Raw genomic sequence first — 16698 nt, 5'->3', positions numbered from 1 at the left:
GCGTGCCCGCGAACAGGCCGCTACAGGCTCACATCGGCGGGGACTGGTCCGCAGGCTTGTCCTTGTTCACACCAGGCACATGCAGGTTGCCTTCGGCGACCTGGCCTTCGAGCTGCGGTTGGGTGACCCAGGTGAGGATGTCGTAGTAGCGGCGGGTGTTGGCCACGAAATGCACAGGCTCGCCACCGCGGGCATAGCCGTACTTGGTCTGCCGGTACCACTGTTTCTGCGACAGGCGCGGCAGCATCTTCTTCACGTCCAGCCACTTGTTCGGGTTGAGCTTTTCGCGCTTGGCCAGGGTACGGGCATCTTCCAGGTGGCCGCTGCCGACGTTGTAGGCAGCCAGGGCGAACCAGGTGCGGTCGGGCTCCTTGATGCTGTCGTCGAGCTCTTCCTTGATTTTCATGAAGTACTTGGCGCCCCCCTGGATGCTCTGCCGCGGGTCCAGGCGGTTGGATACGCCCATCGCCTGGGCGGTGCGCTGGGTCAGCATCATCAGGCCGCGTACGCCGGTCTTGGAGGTTACCTCCGGTTGCCACATCGATTCCTGGTAACCAATGGCGGCCAGCAGGCGCCAGTCCACCTGCTCGACCTTGGCGTAGCTCTTGAAGTGCTTCTCGTACTTGGGCAGGCGCTGCTGCAGATGCTGGGCGAAGGTGTAGGCGCCCACGTAGCCCAGAACATCGACATGGCCGTAGTAGCGGTCCTTCAAGCGCTGCAGGGTGCCGTTTTTCTGCGCCTTGTCGAGGAATTCATTGATTTCGTTGAGCAGGCTGTTGTCTTCACCGGCCGCGACTGCCCAGCGTTGATCACGGGTGTCGCCCACGTCGAAGGCAACCCGCACGTTGGGGAAGTACACCTGGTTCATCGCCAGTTCGTTGGAGTCGACCAGGGTCAGGTCGATCTGGCCTTCGTCGACCATGCGCAGCAGGTCGACCACCTCGACCGCATCGGACTCTTCATACTCCAGGCCTGGGTTCTGCTTTTTCAGCTCGGCCAGAAGGTCGGCATGGCTGCTGCCCTTGAGCACCATGATTTTCTTGCCGACCAGGCCCTTGGCGTCGGTCGGGCGTGGGCGGCCGTTGCGATAGACCACCTGCGGGGTGACTTCCAGGTAGGGGTGCGAGTATTTCACCTGCGCCTTGCGCCGTTCACTGCTGACCAGGCCGGCCGCGGCCAGCACCGGGCCGGCGGGTTTGCCGAGCGAATCATACAGTTCGTCGAGGTTGTCGGCGGTTTCGATCTGCAGTTTCACGCCGAGATCATCTGCGAAATGCTGGACAAGTTCGTACTCGAAACCGGTTTCGCCGTTGCGGTCCTGGAAGTAGGTGGCCGGGCTGTTGCGGGTGATCACGCGCAGCACGCCGTCCTCCTTCACGCGCTCGAGGGTGCTGGGTTTTTCAACGCAGGCACCGAGCAGCAGAAAGAGTCCGGTTGCGAGGAGCCATTTGGCGCAACGCTGGCGCAAAGCAGTGTGGGCGAACATAGCTTGCAGTATACGCAAAGGACCGGCGCAACCATATCTCGACAACTGTTAGGTTGTCTGGTAGCGGATTATGTGCTGCAAGCTTCAAGCTGCAAGCCACAAGAAATAGCAGCCGGGCAGGGCATGTTTTTTTCTTGTGGCTTGCAGCTTACGGCTTGTCGCTTTTTTTTGACCCCAAAGTCCGGTTCCGCCGCCCGGCAGCCATGGCTTAGAGCGGGTGCCGAAAGCCAACGATTTAGGCTAGAATGCACGGCCTCTAAGCACACCCCTTCCTGAGGCTGTCCCGACGATGTTGATCCTGCGCGGCGCTCCTGCCCTTTCTGCCTTTCGCCACGGTAAATTACTCGAGCAACTGAGCCAGAAAGTCCCCGCTGTTACTGGTTTGTATGCCGAATTTGCCCACTTCGCCGATGTTGAAGGCGAACTGACCGCCGACCAGCAGCAGGTGCTGGGCCGTCTGCTCAAGTACGGCCCGAGCGTGCCGGTACAGGAGCCGAGCGGCCGCCTGTTCCTGGTCGTACCGCGCCTGGGCACCATCTCGCCATGGGCCAGCAAGGCCAGCGACATCGCTCACAACTGCGGCCTGCAGGCAATCCAGCGCCTGGAGCGTGGTATCGCCTACTACGTTGCCGGCAACCTGAGCGACGCTGACGCCGCCCTGATCGCCGCCGAACTGCACGACCGCATGACCCAGCGCGTGCTCGGCCAGTTGGAGCAGGCCGCTGACATGTTCAGCCACGCCCAGCCCAAGCCGATGACCTCTGTCGATATCCTCGGCGGTGGCCGCGACGCGCTGGCCAAGGCCAACATCGACCTCGGCCTGGCCCTGGCCGAAGACGAAATCGACTACCTGGTCAATGCGTTCCAGGGCCTCAAGCGCAACCCGAACGACATCGAACTGATGATGTTCGCCCAGGCCAACTCCGAGCACTGCCGCCACAAGATCTTCAACGCCAGTTGGGACATCGACGGCCAGGCGCAGGAAAAAAGCCTGTTCGGCATGATCAAGAACACCTACCAGATGCACAACGAAGGTGTGCTGTCTGCGTACAAGGACAACGCCTCGGTGATCGTCGGCAACGTTGCCGGCCGCTTCTTCCCGAACCCTGAAACCCGCCAGTACGGCGCGGTGCAGGAGCCGGTGCACATCCTCATGAAGGTGGAAACCCACAACCACCCGACCGCCATCGCCCCGTTCTCCGGTGCGTCCACCGGCTCGGGTGGCGAAATCCGTGACGAAGGTGCTACTGGCCGAGGCGCCAAGCCCAAGGCGGGCCTGACCGGTTTCACCGTGTCCAACCTACGCATTCCGGGCTTCGAGCAGCCCTGGGAGCAGGCCTACGGCAAGCCAGAGCGCATCGTCGACGCCCTCGACATCATGATCGAAGGCCCATTGGGCGGTGCTGCTTTCAACAACGAATTCGGTCGCCCAGCGCTGACCGGCTACTTCCGTACCTTCGAGCAGGCCATCAACACCCCGCACGGTGAAGAAGTACGCGGTTACCACAAGCCGATCATGCTCGCAGGCGGCATGGGCAACATCCGTGAAGACCACGTGCAGAAGGGCGAGATCACGGTCGGCGCCAAGCTCATCGTGCTCGGCGGCCCGGCCATGCTGATCGGCCTGGGCGGCGGCGCTGCTTCGTCGGTGGCTACCGGCGCCAGCTCGGCTGACCTGGACTTCGCTTCGGTGCAGCGTGAAAACCCGGAAATGGAGCGCCGTTGCCAGGAGGTCATCGACCGTTGCTGGCAACTGGGCGATGCCAACCCTATCGCCTTCATTCACGACGTGGGCGCCGGCGGCATCTCCAACGCCTTCCCGGAGCTGGTCAACGACGGTGGCCGTGGTGGCCGCTTCGAGCTGCGCAACGTGCCCAACGACGAGCCGGGCATGGCCCCGCACGAAATCTGGAGCAACGAGTCGCAGGAGCGTTACGTGTTGGCCGTCAGCGCCGTCGACTTCGAGCGCTTCAAGGCCATTTGCGAGCGCGAGCGTTGCCCGTTTGCCGTGGTCGGTGAAGCCACCGAAGAAAAGCACCTGACCGTCAGCGACAGCCACTTCGGCAACACCCCGGTGGACATGCCCCTCGACGTGCTGCTGGGCAAGCCGCCGCGCATGCACCGTTCGGTCACCCGTGAAGCCGAGCTGGGCGATGATTTCGACCCAAGCGAGCTGGACCTGGACAGCGCCGTGCAGCGCGTGCTGAACCACCCGGCAGTGGCCAGCAAGAGCTTCCTGATCACCATCGGCGACCGCACCATCACCGGCCTGGTTGCCCGCGACCAGATGGTCGGCCCGTGGCAGGTTCCGGTTGCCGACTGCGCCGTCACGGCCACCAGCTTCGATGTGTACACCGGTGAAGCCATGGCCATGGGCGAGCGAACCCCGCTGGCCTTGCTGGACGCCCCGGCATCCGGCCGCATGGCCATTGGCGAAACGCTGACCAACCTGGCGGCATCGCGCATCGAGAAACTGTCCGACGTCAAGCTATCGGCCAACTGGATGTCCGCTGCCGGCCACCCAGGTGAGGACGCGCGCTTGTACGACACCGTCAAGGCGGTCGGCATGGAGCTGTGCCCGGAGCTGGGCATTACCATTCCGGTCGGCAAAGACTCCATGTCGATGAAAACCAAGTGGAGCGACGAGGGCGTCGAGAAGAGCGTGACCTCGCCGATGTCGCTGATCATCACCGGCTTCGCCCCGGTCACCGATATTCGCAAGACCTTGACCCCGCAACTGCGCATGGACAAGGGTGAAACCGACCTGATCCTGGTCGACCTCGGCCGCGGCAAGAACCGCATGGGCGCCTCGATCCTGGCCCAGACCTACGGCAAGATCGCGGCCCAGGCACCGGATGTCGACGACGCCGAAGACCTCAAGGCCTTCTTCGCCGTGATCCAGGGCCTGAACGAAGATGGTCACCTGCTGGCCTACCACGACCGTTCCGACGGCGGCCTGGCCGCCACCGTGCTGGAAATGGCCTTTGCCGGCCACTGCGGCCTGGACCTGCACCTCGACCCGCTGACCGACAGCAAGGCCGATGTGGCGGCCATTCTGTTCAACGAAGAGCTGGGGGCGGTCATTCAGGTTCGCCAGGACGCCACCCCCGACGTACTGGCACAGTTCAGCGCCGCTGGCCTGGGCGAAGGTTGCGTGGCGGTGATCGGCAAGCCGGTCAACAACGCCGAAGTGTCCATCAGCCTCAATGGCGAAGTGCTGTTCGACGACGACCGCCGCATGCTGCAGCGCCAGTGGGCCGAGACCAGCTACCAGATCCAGCGCCTGCGCGACAACGCCGACTGCGCCGACCAGGAATTCGACCTGCTGCTGGAGGAAGACAACCCGGGCCTGTCGGTCAAGCTGGGCTTCGACGTCAACGACGACATCGCCGCACCGTACATCAAGAAAGGCGTGCGCCCGCAAGTGGCCATCCTGCGTGAGCAGGGCGTCAACGGCCAGGTTGAAATGGCTGCAGCCTTCGACCGCGCCGGCTTCGCCGCCATCGACGTGCACATGAGCGATATCCTTGCCGGCCGCGTCGACTTCGAGGCCTTCAAGGGCCTGGTGGCCTGCGGTGGTTTCTCCTACGGTGACGTGCTGGGCGCCGGTGAGGGCTGGGCCAAGTCGGCGCTGTTCAACAGCCGCGCCCGTGATGCCTTCCAGGCCTTCTTCGAGCGTACCGACAGCTTCGCCTTGGGCGTGTGCAACGGTTGCCAGATGATGTCCAACCTGCACGAGCTGATCCCGGGCACCGAGCACTGGCCGCACTTCGTGCGCAACCGCTCGGAGCAGTTCGAGGCACGTGTGGCCATGGTCGAAGTGCAGAAGTCCAACTCGATCTTCCTGCAAGGCATGGCCGGTTCGCGCATGCCGATCGCCATCGCCCACGGTGAAGGCCATGCCGAGTTCGCCAGCGAAGAAGCGCTGCTGGCCGCCGACATGTCCGGTTGCGTGGCCCTGCGCTATGTCGATAACCACGGCAAGGTCACCGAAGCCTACCCGGCCAACCCGAACGGCTCACCGCGCGGTATCACCGGCCTCACCAGCCGCGACGGTCGCGTGACCATCATGATGCCGCACCCGGAGCGTGTGTTCCGCGCGGTGCAGAACTCCTGGCGCCCTGACGAGTGGCACGAAGATGCCGCGCTGATGCGCATGTTCCGCAATGCGCGGGTGTGGGTGAACTAAGGCGTGTACAAGCTCGCCTTCTTCGTCCCCGCCAGCCATGTCGACGTGGTCAAGGCCGCTGTGTTCGCCGCTGGTGGCGGGCGCATCGGCGACTATGACCACTGCGCTTGGCAAACCCTGGGCCAGGGCCAGTTTCGCCCGCTGGACGGCAGCCAGCCGTTTCTCGGGCAAACTGGCCGGGTCGAGGTGGTGGAAGAGTGGAAGGTGGAGCTGGTGGTGGCAGACGAGCTGGTAGCCCAGGTCGTCGCTGCGCTCAAGCAAAGCCACCCGTACGAGGCGCCAGCCTATGAGGTGTGGCGGCTCGCCGAGTTCTAGACCGCATCAGGGCTATTCGCGGGCACGCCCGCTCCCACAGGGGTTACACAACTTGTGGGAGCGGGCGTGCCCGCGAACAGGCCAGTAAAGCCAGCGCAAGGCTGGCTGTACCACACCGGTCAGACGGTGCCGATCTCCCCGCCATCAACCCGCTGAATCACCACCGTCGCAGCCCGCGGCCGTACCTTGGTACCCGCTGGCGTCACATCCGTAGCGTTGTCGGTGCATGGCCAGTTCCCTGGGTGCTGAATGTTGACGAACAGCGTCTTGTTGTCCGGGGTAAAGGTAATCCCGGTCACTTCGCAACCATTCGGGCCAACGAAGAAGCGCCGCAGGTCCACCTGGTTCTGCGCGTTCACCGGCACCTGTTTGCCGCTGGCGTCCACCAGGTTGGTGGGGATCACCGCCAGTAGCTGGTCGTTGGTGTAGTCGGTGACAGTGCTTTCGCCGTTGTCGGTCTCGAACCACAGCACGCCACGGCTATCGAAGCTCATGCCATCCGGGCTGGCGAACTGGTTCAGTTCGGTGAGGCCGGAGCGGTTGATGTCGGCGGTGCCGGCCGCGTTGGCGCCAAACACGAAGATGTCCCAGGCGAAGCTCAACTGGTCGTCGCTGTCGTGCCAGCGGATGATATGGCCATGGCGGTTCGGCCCGCGCGGGTTGGCGGCATCGGCTTTCTCCGGGGTGCGCGCACTGTTGTTGGTCAGGGTCAGGTACACGTCGCCGTTCAGCGGGTTGACCGTGGTCCACTCCGGGCGGTCCATTGGCGTTGCGCCCACGGCATCGCCGGCACCCCGGGTGTTGAGCAGGATGCCCGGCAGGTCACCGTACAGCGCGCCCAAGGTGCCCCCGCCAGTGGTGGGGGTAGTCACGTCCAGCAGCAGCCAGACGCCAGTGCCGTCGGCATTGAAGCGGGCGACGTACAGCTTGCCTTGGTCCAGGTACTTGGCACCAGTGGCCAGTCGGTCGGCCGGGTTGGCATCGGCGGCATCCCACACGGCGCTGGACACCCACTTGTACACGTATTCGTTGTTGGAGTCGTCACCCATGTACCACACCAGTGGCTTGCCCGGCACCGGCAGGCCCGGGGCGCAGCCTTCGTGGCGGAAGCGGCCCAGTGCGGTACGTTTGGTGGCGAGGGTGCTGCTGTCGTAAGGGTCGATCTCGACGATGTAGCCGTAGGTGCTGGCTTCGTTGCGGTAGTCGTCGGTGGCGCTGGCGCCCTTGGCGGTCACGTCGAAACGGGCGAACTCGTCGGCTTCCTCGCCGGCGTCGCCGGCTGCACTTTCCCATTTGAACTGGCCGCTGGAAGTGCCCACGCCAATGCGCTGCTGGTCTTCAGGGCGGGTGCCCTTGTTGACGAAAATGCCTGGCCAGTTTTCTTCACAGGTGAGGTAGGTGCCCCAAGGCGTATAGCCGTTGCCGCAGTTGTTGTTGGTGCCTCGGCAGTGGGTGCCGGCGGGGGAGTACTTGGTCTTGACGTGTTCGGTGCCACGCAGCGGGCCGCTGATGGCCATGCGCGATGCGGTGGTGAAGCGGCGGTTGAGCGGGTCGTTGTCGACCACCTGCCAGCGGCCATCGGTTTTCTGCAAGCGCACCACGCCAGCGCCGTGGGCGTTGATTTCCTTGCGCACTTCTTCGGCCGGGCGTTTGCCATTGATATCGGTCGTTGGGCCGGCCGGGTGCAGGGCGGCAGTGTCGATGTACTCGAAGTTGATCGCCAGCAGGCCGTCTTCCGAGCTGCCGTTGATGGGGAAGAAATGCATGCCGTCATGGTGCATGCCCATGGCGTTGGCTTGATCGGTCGAGGTATTGCTGCCATCGGCTCGCCACGGCTTGGCGTTGCTGTTCAGCGGCGTACCCCATGGGGCGAGCACGTAGGCGCTGTAGCCGGCGGCGACTGCGCAGGCGTCGGTGCGCGATCCGGGGATGGACTGGAAGCCCAGCGCCATTTTCGGCTTTTCCGGCTCGGTAACGGGCGGCTGGGTGAGCGGATCATCGTTGGCGGAGCCGCCGCTGTCGAAGCAGCCTGCCAGGCCTGTACCGGCGATCATGGCGATGGCTGCGCCCAGGCTGCCGCGCATCACACTGCGGCGGCTGAGGTAGACGTCCATGACAGAGGCCATCGGCAGGTTGCCGCTGTGGTTCCGGTCCAGATTGTCGCCGGTATCTCGACTCATCAGAGTGTCCTTGTACTCGCTGGGTTGAAACAAACCGCGACTATAAGGCGCAAATATGATGATTCGTTGGCAGAAATGTTAACGAGCTTTTAAAGCAACCGGCTCCCGGCATTGCCTGGCCTGCGTGGCTGCGCTGGTAGGGCTCAGGGCCGGATTTCGATCAACGTCCCATCGCGTACCAGGTTCCACACCTCCTGCATGTCACGGTTACGCATGGCAATGCAGCCATCGGTCCAGTCCAGGGTGTGGAAATACCATTCCGGGTATTCATCGTTGATCGGTGTGCCGTGGATCATGATCATGCTGCCGGCACTCACCCCTTCACGGGTAGCGCGGGCGGCATCGTTGCTGTTCGGGTAATTGATGTGCATGGCCAGGTTGAAGCGATCGCTCTGCTTGCGCCAGTCCAGCCAGTACAGGCCCTCTGGGGTCTTCTTGTCGCCCTCGCGCTGCTTGGCGCCCTTGGGCTGCTTGCCCAGGGAAATGCGGTAGGTCTTCAGCGGCTCGCCACGGCTGATCAATTGCAGGCGCCGCTCGGACTTGATCACCAGCACCTTATCGATCAGCGGTTGCATCGCCTGCTGCGAGGGCGACGGGGATGGCGCGGCCTGCACAGGCTTGCGAATGATGGTCTCGGTAAATGCCGCCTGGGACACCGAGGTAACGCAAAGGCAGAAAATGGCAAGCAACCAGCGCATGTAACGGTATCCCTGAAGGCGTCTAGGTATTGGGTGAAACGAGCATCGGCGGCAGGTATTCATGGCCTATGGGGTAGTGCGCCCCGATGCGGTCGCGATAGTAGCATTCTAGTGTGCGCGTGACTGTGCGGAAAGCCAGCTCACCCCAGGGAATCTCGTGTTCCTCGAACAGCCGCACCTCCAGGCTCTCGACGCCCACAGCGAAATCCAGGTCTGCCAGTTCGGCGCGGAAGAACACATGCACCTGGTTGATGTGCGGCAGGTCGAACAGCTGGTACAGGCTGGTTGAGCCGACCCGGGCGCAGGCTTCCTCCACCGTTTCGCGACGGGCGGCCTGGTCGAGGGTTTCGCCGTTCTCCATGAAACCGGCGGGCAGGGTCCAGAAACCGCGGCGCGGCTCGATGGCGCGGCGGCACAGCAGCACCTGGCTGCCCCAGGTGGGCAGCACGCCGGCGACGACGTTGGGGTTCTGGTAGTGGATGGTCTGGCAAGCCTCGCAGACATACCGCAGGCGGCTGTCGCCTTCGGGGATCCGCAGGGTGACCGGGTGGCCGCACGCGCTGCAGTAGTTCATGGCACTATCCTTTATGTTCCGGGCTATCTTGGCGCGGCCGCAGGCGCGCCGCAAGCGCGGGGGCTTGGGTGCCACGCGGCTTTGGTGCATCATGCAAGGCAGGCCTTGGATACGAGCGTGCGCAATGCTGGACGAGCTACTTCGCCGAATGAGCAACCACCAACCCGCGTCACTGGAAACCGACCGGCGGTTCCCCGAAGCGGCGGTTCTTTTGCCCATTACCCGTAGCGAAGCGCCCGAACTGGTCTTGACCCTGCGCGCCCAGGGGCTGTCCACCCATGGCGGTGAAGTGGCTTTTCCCGGAGGCCGCCGCGACCCGGAAGACCCGGACCTGGTGTTCACCGCGCTGCGCGAAGCCGAAGAAGAAATTGGCTTGCCGCCGGGTCTGGTGGAGGTGGTCGGCCCGCTCAGCCCGCTGATTTCACTGCATGGCCTGAAAGTGACACCGTTTGTCGGCGTTATCCCCGACTTCGTCGAATACCGCGCCAACGACGCCGAGATCGCGGCAGTATTCACCGTGCCGCTGGAGTTTTTCCGCCAGGACCCGCGTGACCATACCCACCGTATCGATTACCAGGGCCGCAGCTGGTATGTACCCAGTTATCGCTATGGCGAATACAAGATATGGGGCTTGTCGGCGATCATGATCGTCGAACTGGTCAACCTGCTGTTCGATGCCGGCATCAGCTTGCATCAGCCCCCTGAGCGGTACATCGAAAACTGAGCGGGGCCAACCCCGTCGTCTGCGTTCCAGCCTGAGGAGCAAGCATGAAGTACCGCCTGGGCGACCTGCGGGTCGAGAGCCACCCCACCAGTTGGGCAGCGCCTAACGCCACGCTGATCGGCAACGTGCGCCTGCAAGCCAATGCCAGTGTGTGGTTTGGCGCAGTGCTGCGCGGCGACAACGAGCTGATCGACATCGGCGAAGACAGCAACGTGCAGGACGGCACGGTGATGCACACCGACATGGGGTCGCCGCTGACCTTGGGCAAGGGCGTGACCGTCGGTCACAATGCCATGCTGCATGGCTGCACGGTCGGTGACTACAGCCTGGTGGGCATCAATGCGGTGATCCTCAATGGCGTGCGTATTGGCAAGCATTGCATCATCGGCGCCAACGCGCTGATTCCCGAAGGCAAGGAAATTCCTGACGGTTCGCTGGTGATGGGGTCGCCGGGCAAGGTGGTGCGCGAGCTGACCGAGCAGCAGAAGCGCCTGCTGGAAGCCAGCGCCGCCCATTACGTGCACAATGCCCGGCGTTATGCGCGGGAGTTGGTAATTGACGATGAGTAATGTTGTGGAACGGCCGGTGGCTTCGCCCTGCGTGAGCATCTGTGCGCTGGACGAGCAGGACATCTGCACCGGCTGCCAGCGCAGCGTGGCCGAGATCGGCCGCTGGGGGCGGATGGACAATGACGAGCGCCGCGCGGTGCTCAAGCGTTGCCATGAACGGGCAGTAGAGGCTGGCCTCGTCCTCTAGTCTGATGCAGAGCCCTGTGGGAGCGGGCATGCCCGCGAAACCGCCACCGCGGTACATGGCACCGGCTCCGCCGGTGTTCGCGGGCACGCCCGCTCCTACAGGTACAGCATGAGCCTGGAGGGTTACGGATCATCTTTAGGAGCGGGTTTACCCGCGAACGGCTCGACGGTAATCTGTACCGCTTGCCCACAGATTACCCGCCATGTTCTATCTGCTTGCCTATATCAGCAGCGTAGTGCTGATCAACTACGCCTTTTCCAGTGCCCCGCACCTGGACGTCATCTGGTCTGCCTGGGGCGGCCTGGTGTTCATCCTGCGCGACATGGTGCAAACCCGCTTCGGCCACGGCGCCCTGGTCGCCATGCTGGTGGCGCTGGTGCTGTCGTATGTGACCTCGGAGCCGGCCATCGCCCTGGCCAGCGCCACCGCGTTCTTCATTTCCGAACTGATCGACTGGCTGGTGTTCAGCGTCACCCGGCGGCCGCTGCGTGACCGCCTGTGGTTGAGTTCGGCGTTGAGCATTCCGGTGGACACCTTCATCTTCTTCGGCATGATCGGTGCCTTGGCCCCGGCGGTGGTCGGCACGGCCATGGCCTCCAAGTTCACCGGTGTCACCGCGGTGTGGCTGGCCATGGCATTTCGCGCCCGGCGGGCTGCTGCGGCCAGCTGATGGTGTAGAATAGCGGTCCTTTTTCAGCGGGTCGCGCCAAGCCGGGTGCGGCCCCGGATGCCTTCGAGGACCTGAAATGACCCGTATCGGAACCCCCTTGTCGCCTACTGCGACCCGTGTATTGCTGTGCGGCTGTGGCGAGCTGGGCAAGGAAGTGGTGATCGAGCTGCAGCGCCTGGGCGTCGAAGTGATCGCCGTCGACCGCTATGCCAATGCCCCGGCCATGCAGGTTGCGCACCGCAGCCACGTGGTCAACATGCTCGATGGCGTGGCCTTGCGTGCCGTGATCGAGGCCGAGAAGCCGCACTACATCGTTCCGGAAATCGAAGCCATCGCCACCGCCACCCTGGTCGAGCTGGAAAACGAAGGCTTCAACGTGGTGCCCACCGCCCGCGCGACCCAGCTGACCATGAACCGCGAAGGTATCCGCCGCCTGGCCGCCGAAGAGCTGGAGCTGCCCACTTCGCCGTACCATTTCGCCGACACCTACGAAGACTTCGCCAAGGGCGTGGCCGATGTAGGCTACCCATGCGTGGTCAAGCCGGTCATGAGCTCGTCGGGCAAGGGCCAGAGCCTGCTGCGCAGCGACGCCGACCTGCAGAAGGCCTGGGACTATGCCCAGGAAGGCGGCCGCGCCGGCAAGGGCCGGGTGATCGTCGAGGGCTTCATCGACTTCGACTACGAAATCACCCTGCTGACCGTGCGTCATGTGGGTGGCACCACCTTCCTCGAACCGGTCGGCCATCGCCAGGAGAAGGGCGACTACCAGGAGTCCTGGCAGCCCCAGGCCATGAGCGAGAAAGCGCTGGCCGAGTCGCAACGTGTGGCCAAGGCGGTCACCGATGCGCTGGGTGGCCGGGGCCTGTTTGGCGTGGAACTGTTCGTGAAAGGCGACCAGGTGTGGTTCAGCGAAGTCTCGCCGCGCCCGCATGACACCGGCCTTGTGACCCTGATTTCCCAGGACCTGTCGCAGTTCGCCCTGCACGCCCGCGCCATTCTCGGGCTGCCGATCCCGGTGGTGCGCCAGTTCGGCCCTTCGGCCTCGGCGGTGATCTTGCCGCAGGGGCAGTCGCAGCAGACCAGCTTCGCCAACCTGGGTGCAGCCTTGAGCGAGCCGGATACTGCCATCCGCCTGTTCGGCAAGCCGGAAATCAACGGTACCCGCCGCATGGGTGTGTGCCTGGCGCGCGACGAGTCGGTTGAAGCGGCGCGGGCCAAGGCGACCCGCGCTTCGCAGGCGGTCAAGGTCGAGTTCTAAGCTGGAGGCTGCAAGCTGCAAGAGAATGCGCATCTCTTGTAGCTTGCAGCTTGAGACTCACAGCTGTGTATTGCGGGTCTCTTTCAGGCACAGCACAGCGATCAAGCTGATCACTGCGGCTGCCGACACATAGCCCCCCACCCAGCTCAAACCGCCCATGCTCACCAGCTTCTGGGCGAAGAACGGGGCCGCCGAGGCGCCGACAATCCCACCCAGGTTATACGCCGCCGAAGCGCCGGTGTATCGCACATGGGTTGGGAACAGCTCCGGTAGCAAAGCCCCCATCGGTGCAAAGGTCACCCCCATCAGGAACAGCTCGATGGCCAGGAACAGTGCCACGCCGGCGGTAGAGCCCGAGGTCAGCAAAGGCTCCATGGTAAAGCCCGACGCCACCGCCAGCAGGCCGCCGACGATCAGCACCGGCTTGCGCCCGTAGCGGTCGCTGAGCCAGGCCGACAGCGGCGTCGCCAGCGCCATGAATACCACTGCAAAGCACAGCAGGCCGAGGAACGTCTCCCGGCTGTACCCCAGCGTGGTCACACCGTAGCTCAGCGAGAACACGGTGGAGATATAGAACAGCGCATAGCACACCACCATGGCGGCAGCGCCCAGCAGGGTAGGGCGCCAGTGCCTGGCGAACAGGTCGACCACCGGCATTTTCACACGCTCATGGCGGGCAACAGCCTTGGCGAACACGGGGCTTTCCTCCAGCTTCAGGCGCACATACAGGCCTACCAGCACCAGGGCGGCGCTGAGCAGGAACGGGATACGCCAGCCCCACTCACGGAACTGCTCGTCGCTCAGGGTCAGGGCCAAGGTCAGGAACAGACCGTTGGCCGCCAGGAAGCCGATCGATGGCCCCAATTGCGGGAACATGCCGAACCAGGCGCGCTTGCCCTCCGGGGCGTTTTCGGTGGCCAGCAGTGCCGCGCCGCCCCATTCGCCGCCCAAGCCCAGGCCTTGGCCAAAGCGCAGCAGGCAGAGGATGATCGGTGCCCATACACCGATGCTGTCATAGCCTGGCAGCACGCCGATGGCCGTGGTGGACACACCCATCAGCAGCAACGAGGCGACCAGGGTCGATTTGCGGCCGATGCGGTCGCCAAAATGGCCGAACAGTGCCGAGCCCAGCGGCCGGGCAAGAAAGGCAATGCCAAAGGTCAGGAAGGCCGCCAGCATCTGTGCGGTGCCCGAGCCGGAGGGGAAAAACACCGGCCCGATGACCAAAGCGGCAGCCGTGGCGTAAACGTAGAAGTCGTAGAACTCGATGGCGGTGCCAATGAAACTGGCAGTGGCTACCCGCGCGGGCGAGTTGACCGGCGCCGCAGGGGCTTGGGCATAGGTGCTGCTTGTCATTAAGTAGGTCCCTAACAGTCTGGTCCGGCTCCGTGGGCTTGGTCCACGACGGGTGCGCTGCAAAGGCAGGCACGGCGGCGCGGGCGCCGGAGCGTTTTGTTGTTGTGTGCGCCCGACTGACGATAGCCCAAGGGGGATAGGGGCGGGGGCGGGCACTGTTCAGGGTGTGGAAGCAGGACCGCGGGGCGTGTCAGTGGGGCGGACTGGCCGTGAAACGCCGGGTGCGGGTAGCAGGCGTGGCGGCGGGGCTGGGTAAGCGTGGGGCGAGTATAGCTAGCGCGCCAGGGTCCACACCAGTACCTTGCTGGCACAATTGTCCTCGGTTTCGAGGATCTCCAGGCGATAGCGGCCGATCTTCAGGCAAACGGCACTTTCTGGAATGCTTTCCAGTGCTTCGGTCACCAGGCCGTTCAGGGTTTTCGGCCCACCGTCGCAGGGCAGGTGCCAGCCCAGGCTGCGGTTGATTTCACGCAGCGAGGCAGTGCCATCGATGACGAATGTGCCATCGGGCTGCGGATGCACGTGCGGGTTTTCCAGGCTCTGTTCGTCTTCGAACTCGCCGACGATTTCTTCGAGAATGTCTTCCAGGGTGACGATACCCAGCACTTCGCCATACTCGTCCACCACCACACCCAGGCGCCGTTGCTGTTTGTGGAAGTTCAGCAGTTGCATTTGCAGCGGTGTGCTTTCGGGCACGAAATACGGCTCGTAGCAGGCCCCGTGCAGCGCCTCCAGGGTCAACTCGGCCTTGGGCAGCAAATGGCTGATCAGCTTGGTGTTGAGGATCGCCTCCACCTGGTTGATGTCGTTGTGGTACACCGGCAGGCGGGTGTGGCGGCTGACAATCAGCTGTTCGATGATGCGCTCGATCGGCTCGTCGAGGTTGATGCCGTCCACTTCGCTGCGCGGCACCAGGATGTCGTTGACGGTGACCTTGTCCAGCGCCTGCAGGCCGTCGAGCAGGCCGTGGCGGGGCGCTTCGTGGCGCTCGTCTTCATCCGGGTCGTCATCTTCCTGCGGGTGCAGGGGCACTGCCGCTGGTTGCGCGCGAAATGGGCGCAAGATCAGTTTGGCGCAACCGTCGAGCAGGCAGGCGAACGGCTGCAGCAGCGTGAGCGGCGCTTTCAGCAGGCTTACGCCCAGGCTGGCCAGTGCTTGCGGGTTGCGCCGCGCCAGGCGCCGCGGCAGGAACTCGGCAAACACCAGCAAGGCCGCGGCAGCGGCCAGCCCGGCCAGCCAGAAGCCGTGTTCGCCGTCGTAGCGCTGCCCGACCAGGCACGCCAGGCCCAGGACCAGCAGTTTGCCGAGGCTGGCGCACAGCACCAGCGCCTGGGCGGGCAACGCTGGCTGGCCATCATCGCCACTGCGTAGCGCGCCAGCCAGTTGCAGGCGCGCAACGTCCACAGCAGTGAACAGCGCTGCCCAGAGCAGCGCCAATGCCAGCGTGACCAGTAGCGGTGCGTACGGCAGGGTGTCCATGGGTGGCCGTCAGATATGCAGAATGAATTCGCGAACCAGCTTGCTGCCGAAATAGGCCAGCATCAGCAGGCAGAAACCGGCCAGCGTCCAGCGAATGGCCTTGTGGCCGCGCCAACCCAGGCGGGTTCGCCCCCACAGCAGCACGCTGAATACGACCCAGGCAACGCAGGCCAGCAAGGTTTTGTGCACCAGGTGCTGGGCGAACAGGTTTTCGAGGAACAGCCAGCCGGAGATCAGCGACAGCGACAGCAGGCACCAGCCGGCCCAGAGGAAGCCGAACAACAGGCTTTCCATGGTTTGCAGCGGCGGGAAGTTGCGGATCAGCCCGGACGGGTGCTTGTTCTTCAGCTGGCGGTCCTGCAGCAGCAGCAGCAGCGACTGGAACACGGCAATGGTGAACAGCCCATAGGCCAGGATCGACAACAGGATGTGCGCAAGAATGCCCGGCTCCTCGTCGATCAGTGGCACCGTGCCGGGTGGCGCGAACTGCGCCAGCAAGGCCGTTACCGCGCCCAGCGGGAACAGCAGCACCAGCAGGTTTTCCACCGGTATGCGCAGGCAGGCGAGCAGGGTCAGGGCAATCACTGCCACGGCGATCAGGCTGGCTGCGCTGAAGAAGTCCAGGCTCAGGCCCAGTGGGGTGATCAACTGGAAGAACAGTGCGCCGGCCTGGGCCAGCACCGCAACGGCACCGAGCAGGCCGAGCAGGCGCTTGTCGGCCTTGCGGCCCTGAGCGAGGTATGAGCCCTGGTAGATGGCCGCTGCTATATAAAGGCCGGCGGCGATCAGGTTGGGGATGAGGCTGGGTGAGGAGAACATAAGTCCTGATTGGCGAGCCTTAAAGAGACGGAGTTTGGCATAGTGAGCTGCAAGCTGGAAGCTGCAAGCCTGAAGCGGGGGGCTTTAAGCGGCAAGCTTCAAGCTTCAAGCTTCAAGCTTCAAGCTTCAAGCGGCAAGCTTCAAGAAAAAGCAGCCATCCCGCGCATCGGCTCTTGCTTGTAGCTTGTAGCTTG

The 16698-nt window shown here is 63.9% G+C and carries 15 protein-coding genes; 8 read left to right on the top strand and 7 right to left on the bottom strand.

Going from position 1 to position 16698, the window contains the following annotated elements; translation table 11 throughout:
* Positions 1–28: 28 nt before the first annotated feature.
* The gene (gene mltF / locus G1E_RS25580) at positions 29–1486 is read right to left on the bottom strand and encodes a membrane-bound lytic murein transglycosylase MltF (RefSeq protein ID WP_047150238.1); all 1458 of its coding nucleotides are present in this window, start codon (positions 1484–1486) and stop codon (positions 29–31) included.
* A 289-nt stretch (positions 1487–1775) separates the two neighbouring features.
* Between mltF and purL the strand changes: the two genes are divergently transcribed.
* Positions 1776–5675: a phosphoribosylformylglycinamidine synthase gene (gene purL, locus G1E_RS25575; RefSeq protein WP_009683428.1), complete on the top strand. Its 3900-nt coding sequence runs from the start codon at positions 1776–1778 to the stop codon at positions 5673–5675.
* 3 nt (positions 5676–5678) lie between these two features.
* Positions 5679–5990 (top strand): NIF3 1, encoded by a 312-nt coding sequence (locus G1E_RS25570; protein ID WP_009683429.1) that lies wholly within the window; start codon positions 5679–5681, stop codon positions 5988–5990.
* Positions 5991–6109: 119 nt separating this feature from the next.
* On the opposite strand, the gene G1E_RS25565 is transcribed toward G1E_RS25570, so the two are convergent.
* From G1E_RS25565 to G1E_RS25555, 3 genes are all read right to left on the bottom strand, one after another.
* The gene (locus tag G1E_RS25565; protein ID WP_009683430.1) at positions 6110–8170 is read right to left on the bottom strand and encodes a PhoX family phosphatase; all 2061 of its coding nucleotides are present in this window, start codon (positions 8168–8170) and stop codon (positions 6110–6112) included.
* A 143-nt stretch (positions 8171–8313) separates the two neighbouring features.
* Positions 8314–8868, bottom strand: coding sequence for a murein L,D-transpeptidase family protein (locus G1E_RS25560; protein WP_009683431.1), 555 nt, complete (start codon positions 8866–8868; stop codon positions 8314–8316).
* Positions 8869–8890: 22 nt separating this feature from the next.
* A complete protein-coding gene (locus tag G1E_RS25555) occupies positions 8891–9442 on the bottom strand; it encodes an NUDIX hydrolase (RefSeq protein ID WP_009683432.1) in 552 nt (183 codons plus the stop codon).
* 124 nt (positions 9443–9566) lie between these two features.
* Here G1E_RS25555 and G1E_RS25550 point away from each other — a divergent pair, with 124 nt between their 5' ends.
* The 5 genes from G1E_RS25550 to purT all read left to right on the top strand — a co-directional run bounded on the left by G1E_RS25550 (position 9567) and on the right by purT (position 12850).
* Positions 9567–10166 carry a CoA pyrophosphatase gene (locus G1E_RS25550; protein ID WP_009683433.1) on the top strand — a complete coding sequence of 200 codons (600 nt, stop codon included), beginning with the start codon at positions 9567–9569 and terminating at the stop codon, positions 10164–10166.
* Positions 10167–10210: 44 nt separating this feature from the next.
* On the top strand, positions 10211–10735 hold the full coding sequence (locus G1E_RS25545) for a gamma carbonic anhydrase family protein (protein WP_009683434.1): 525 nt from the start codon (positions 10211–10213) through the stop codon (positions 10733–10735).
* A complete protein-coding gene (locus tag G1E_RS25540) occupies positions 10728–10922 on the top strand; it encodes a DUF1289 domain-containing protein (RefSeq protein ID WP_029885507.1) in 195 nt (64 codons plus the stop codon). Before G1E_RS25545 ends, G1E_RS25540 begins: the two co-directional genes overlap by 8 nt.
* 202 nt (positions 10923–11124) lie before the next feature.
* Positions 11125–11592, top strand: coding sequence for a VUT family protein (locus tag G1E_RS25535; RefSeq protein ID WP_047150237.1), 468 nt, complete (start codon positions 11125–11127; stop codon positions 11590–11592).
* A 76-nt stretch (positions 11593–11668) separates the two neighbouring features.
* Positions 11669–12850: a formate-dependent phosphoribosylglycinamide formyltransferase gene (gene purT / locus G1E_RS25530; protein WP_009683437.1), complete on the top strand. Its 1182-nt coding sequence runs from the start codon at positions 11669–11671 to the stop codon at positions 12848–12850.
* Between the two features lie 57 nt (positions 12851–12907).
* Here purT and G1E_RS25525 read toward each other — a convergent pair whose 3' ends face one another.
* The 3 genes from G1E_RS25525 to G1E_RS25515 all read right to left on the bottom strand — a co-directional run bounded on the left by G1E_RS25525 (position 12908) and on the right by G1E_RS25515 (position 16504).
* Positions 12908–14206, bottom strand: coding sequence for an MFS transporter (locus tag G1E_RS25525; protein ID WP_029885505.1), 1299 nt, complete (start codon positions 14204–14206; stop codon positions 12908–12910).
* Positions 14207–14479: 273 nt separating this feature from the next.
* A complete protein-coding gene (locus tag G1E_RS25520; protein ID WP_009683439.1) occupies positions 14480–15685 on the bottom strand; it encodes a transporter associated domain-containing protein in 1206 nt (401 codons plus the stop codon).
* A gap of 9 nt (positions 15686–15694) precedes the next feature.
* The gene (locus tag G1E_RS25515; RefSeq protein ID WP_009683440.1) at positions 15695–16504 is read right to left on the bottom strand and encodes an inner membrane protein YpjD; all 810 of its coding nucleotides are present in this window, start codon (positions 16502–16504) and stop codon (positions 15695–15697) included.
* Between the two features lie 42 nt (positions 16505–16546).
* Here G1E_RS25515 and G1E_RS28515 point away from each other — a divergent pair, with 42 nt between their 5' ends.
* Positions 16547–16687, top strand: coding sequence for a hypothetical protein (locus tag G1E_RS28515; protein ID WP_157050345.1), 141 nt, complete (start codon positions 16547–16549; stop codon positions 16685–16687).
* Positions 16688–16698 lie beyond the last annotated feature (11 nt).

The organism is Pseudomonas sp. TJI-51, assembly GCF_000190455.2.
GTDB classification, from domain to species: domain Bacteria; phylum Pseudomonadota; class Gammaproteobacteria; order Pseudomonadales; family Pseudomonadaceae; genus Aquipseudomonas; species Aquipseudomonas juntendi.
This window is presented reverse-complemented; position numbering and strand designations above follow the sequence as displayed.

Bases quoted from the DNA above. Each gene is read 5' to 3' on its own strand.
- G1E_RS25520 (WP_009683439.1), bottom strand. From the start codon at position 15,685: ATGGACACCCTGCCGTACGCACCGCTACTGGTCACGCTGGCATTGGCG.
- G1E_RS25545 (WP_009683434.1), top strand. From the start codon at position 10,211: ATGAAGTACCGCCTGGGCGACCTGCGGGTCGAGAGCCACCCCACCAGT.
- G1E_RS25540 (WP_029885507.1), top strand. From the start codon at position 10,728: ATGAGTAATGTTGTGGAACGGCCGGTGGCTTCGCCCTGCGTGAGCATC.
- purL (WP_009683428.1), top strand. From the start codon at position 1,776: ATGTTGATCCTGCGCGGCGCTCCTGCCCTTTCTGCCTTTCGCCACGGT.
- G1E_RS25515 (WP_009683440.1), bottom strand. From the start codon at position 16,504: ATGTTCTCCTCACCCAGCCTCATCCCCAACCTGATCGCCGCCGGCCTT.
- G1E_RS25525 (WP_029885505.1), bottom strand. From the start codon at position 14,206: ATGACAAGCAGCACCTATGCCCAAGCCCCTGCGGCGCCGGTCAACTCG.
- mltF (WP_047150238.1), bottom strand. From the start codon at position 1,486: ATGTTCGCCCACACTGCTTTGCGCCAGCGTTGCGCCAAATGGCTCCTC.
- G1E_RS25550 (WP_009683433.1), top strand. From the start codon at position 9,567: ATGCTGGACGAGCTACTTCGCCGAATGAGCAACCACCAACCCGCGTCA.
- G1E_RS25560 (WP_009683431.1), bottom strand. From the start codon at position 8,868: ATGCGCTGGTTGCTTGCCATTTTCTGCCTTTGCGTTACCTCGGTGTCC.
- G1E_RS25555 (WP_009683432.1), bottom strand. From the start codon at position 9,442: ATGAACTACTGCAGCGCGTGCGGCCACCCGGTCACCCTGCGGATCCCC.
- G1E_RS25565 (WP_009683430.1), bottom strand. From the start codon at position 8,170: ATGAGTCGAGATACCGGCGACAATCTGGACCGGAACCACAGCGGCAAC.
- G1E_RS25535 (WP_047150237.1), top strand. From the start codon at position 11,125: ATGTTCTATCTGCTTGCCTATATCAGCAGCGTAGTGCTGATCAACTAC.
- purT (WP_009683437.1), top strand. From the start codon at position 11,669: ATGACCCGTATCGGAACCCCCTTGTCGCCTACTGCGACCCGTGTATTG.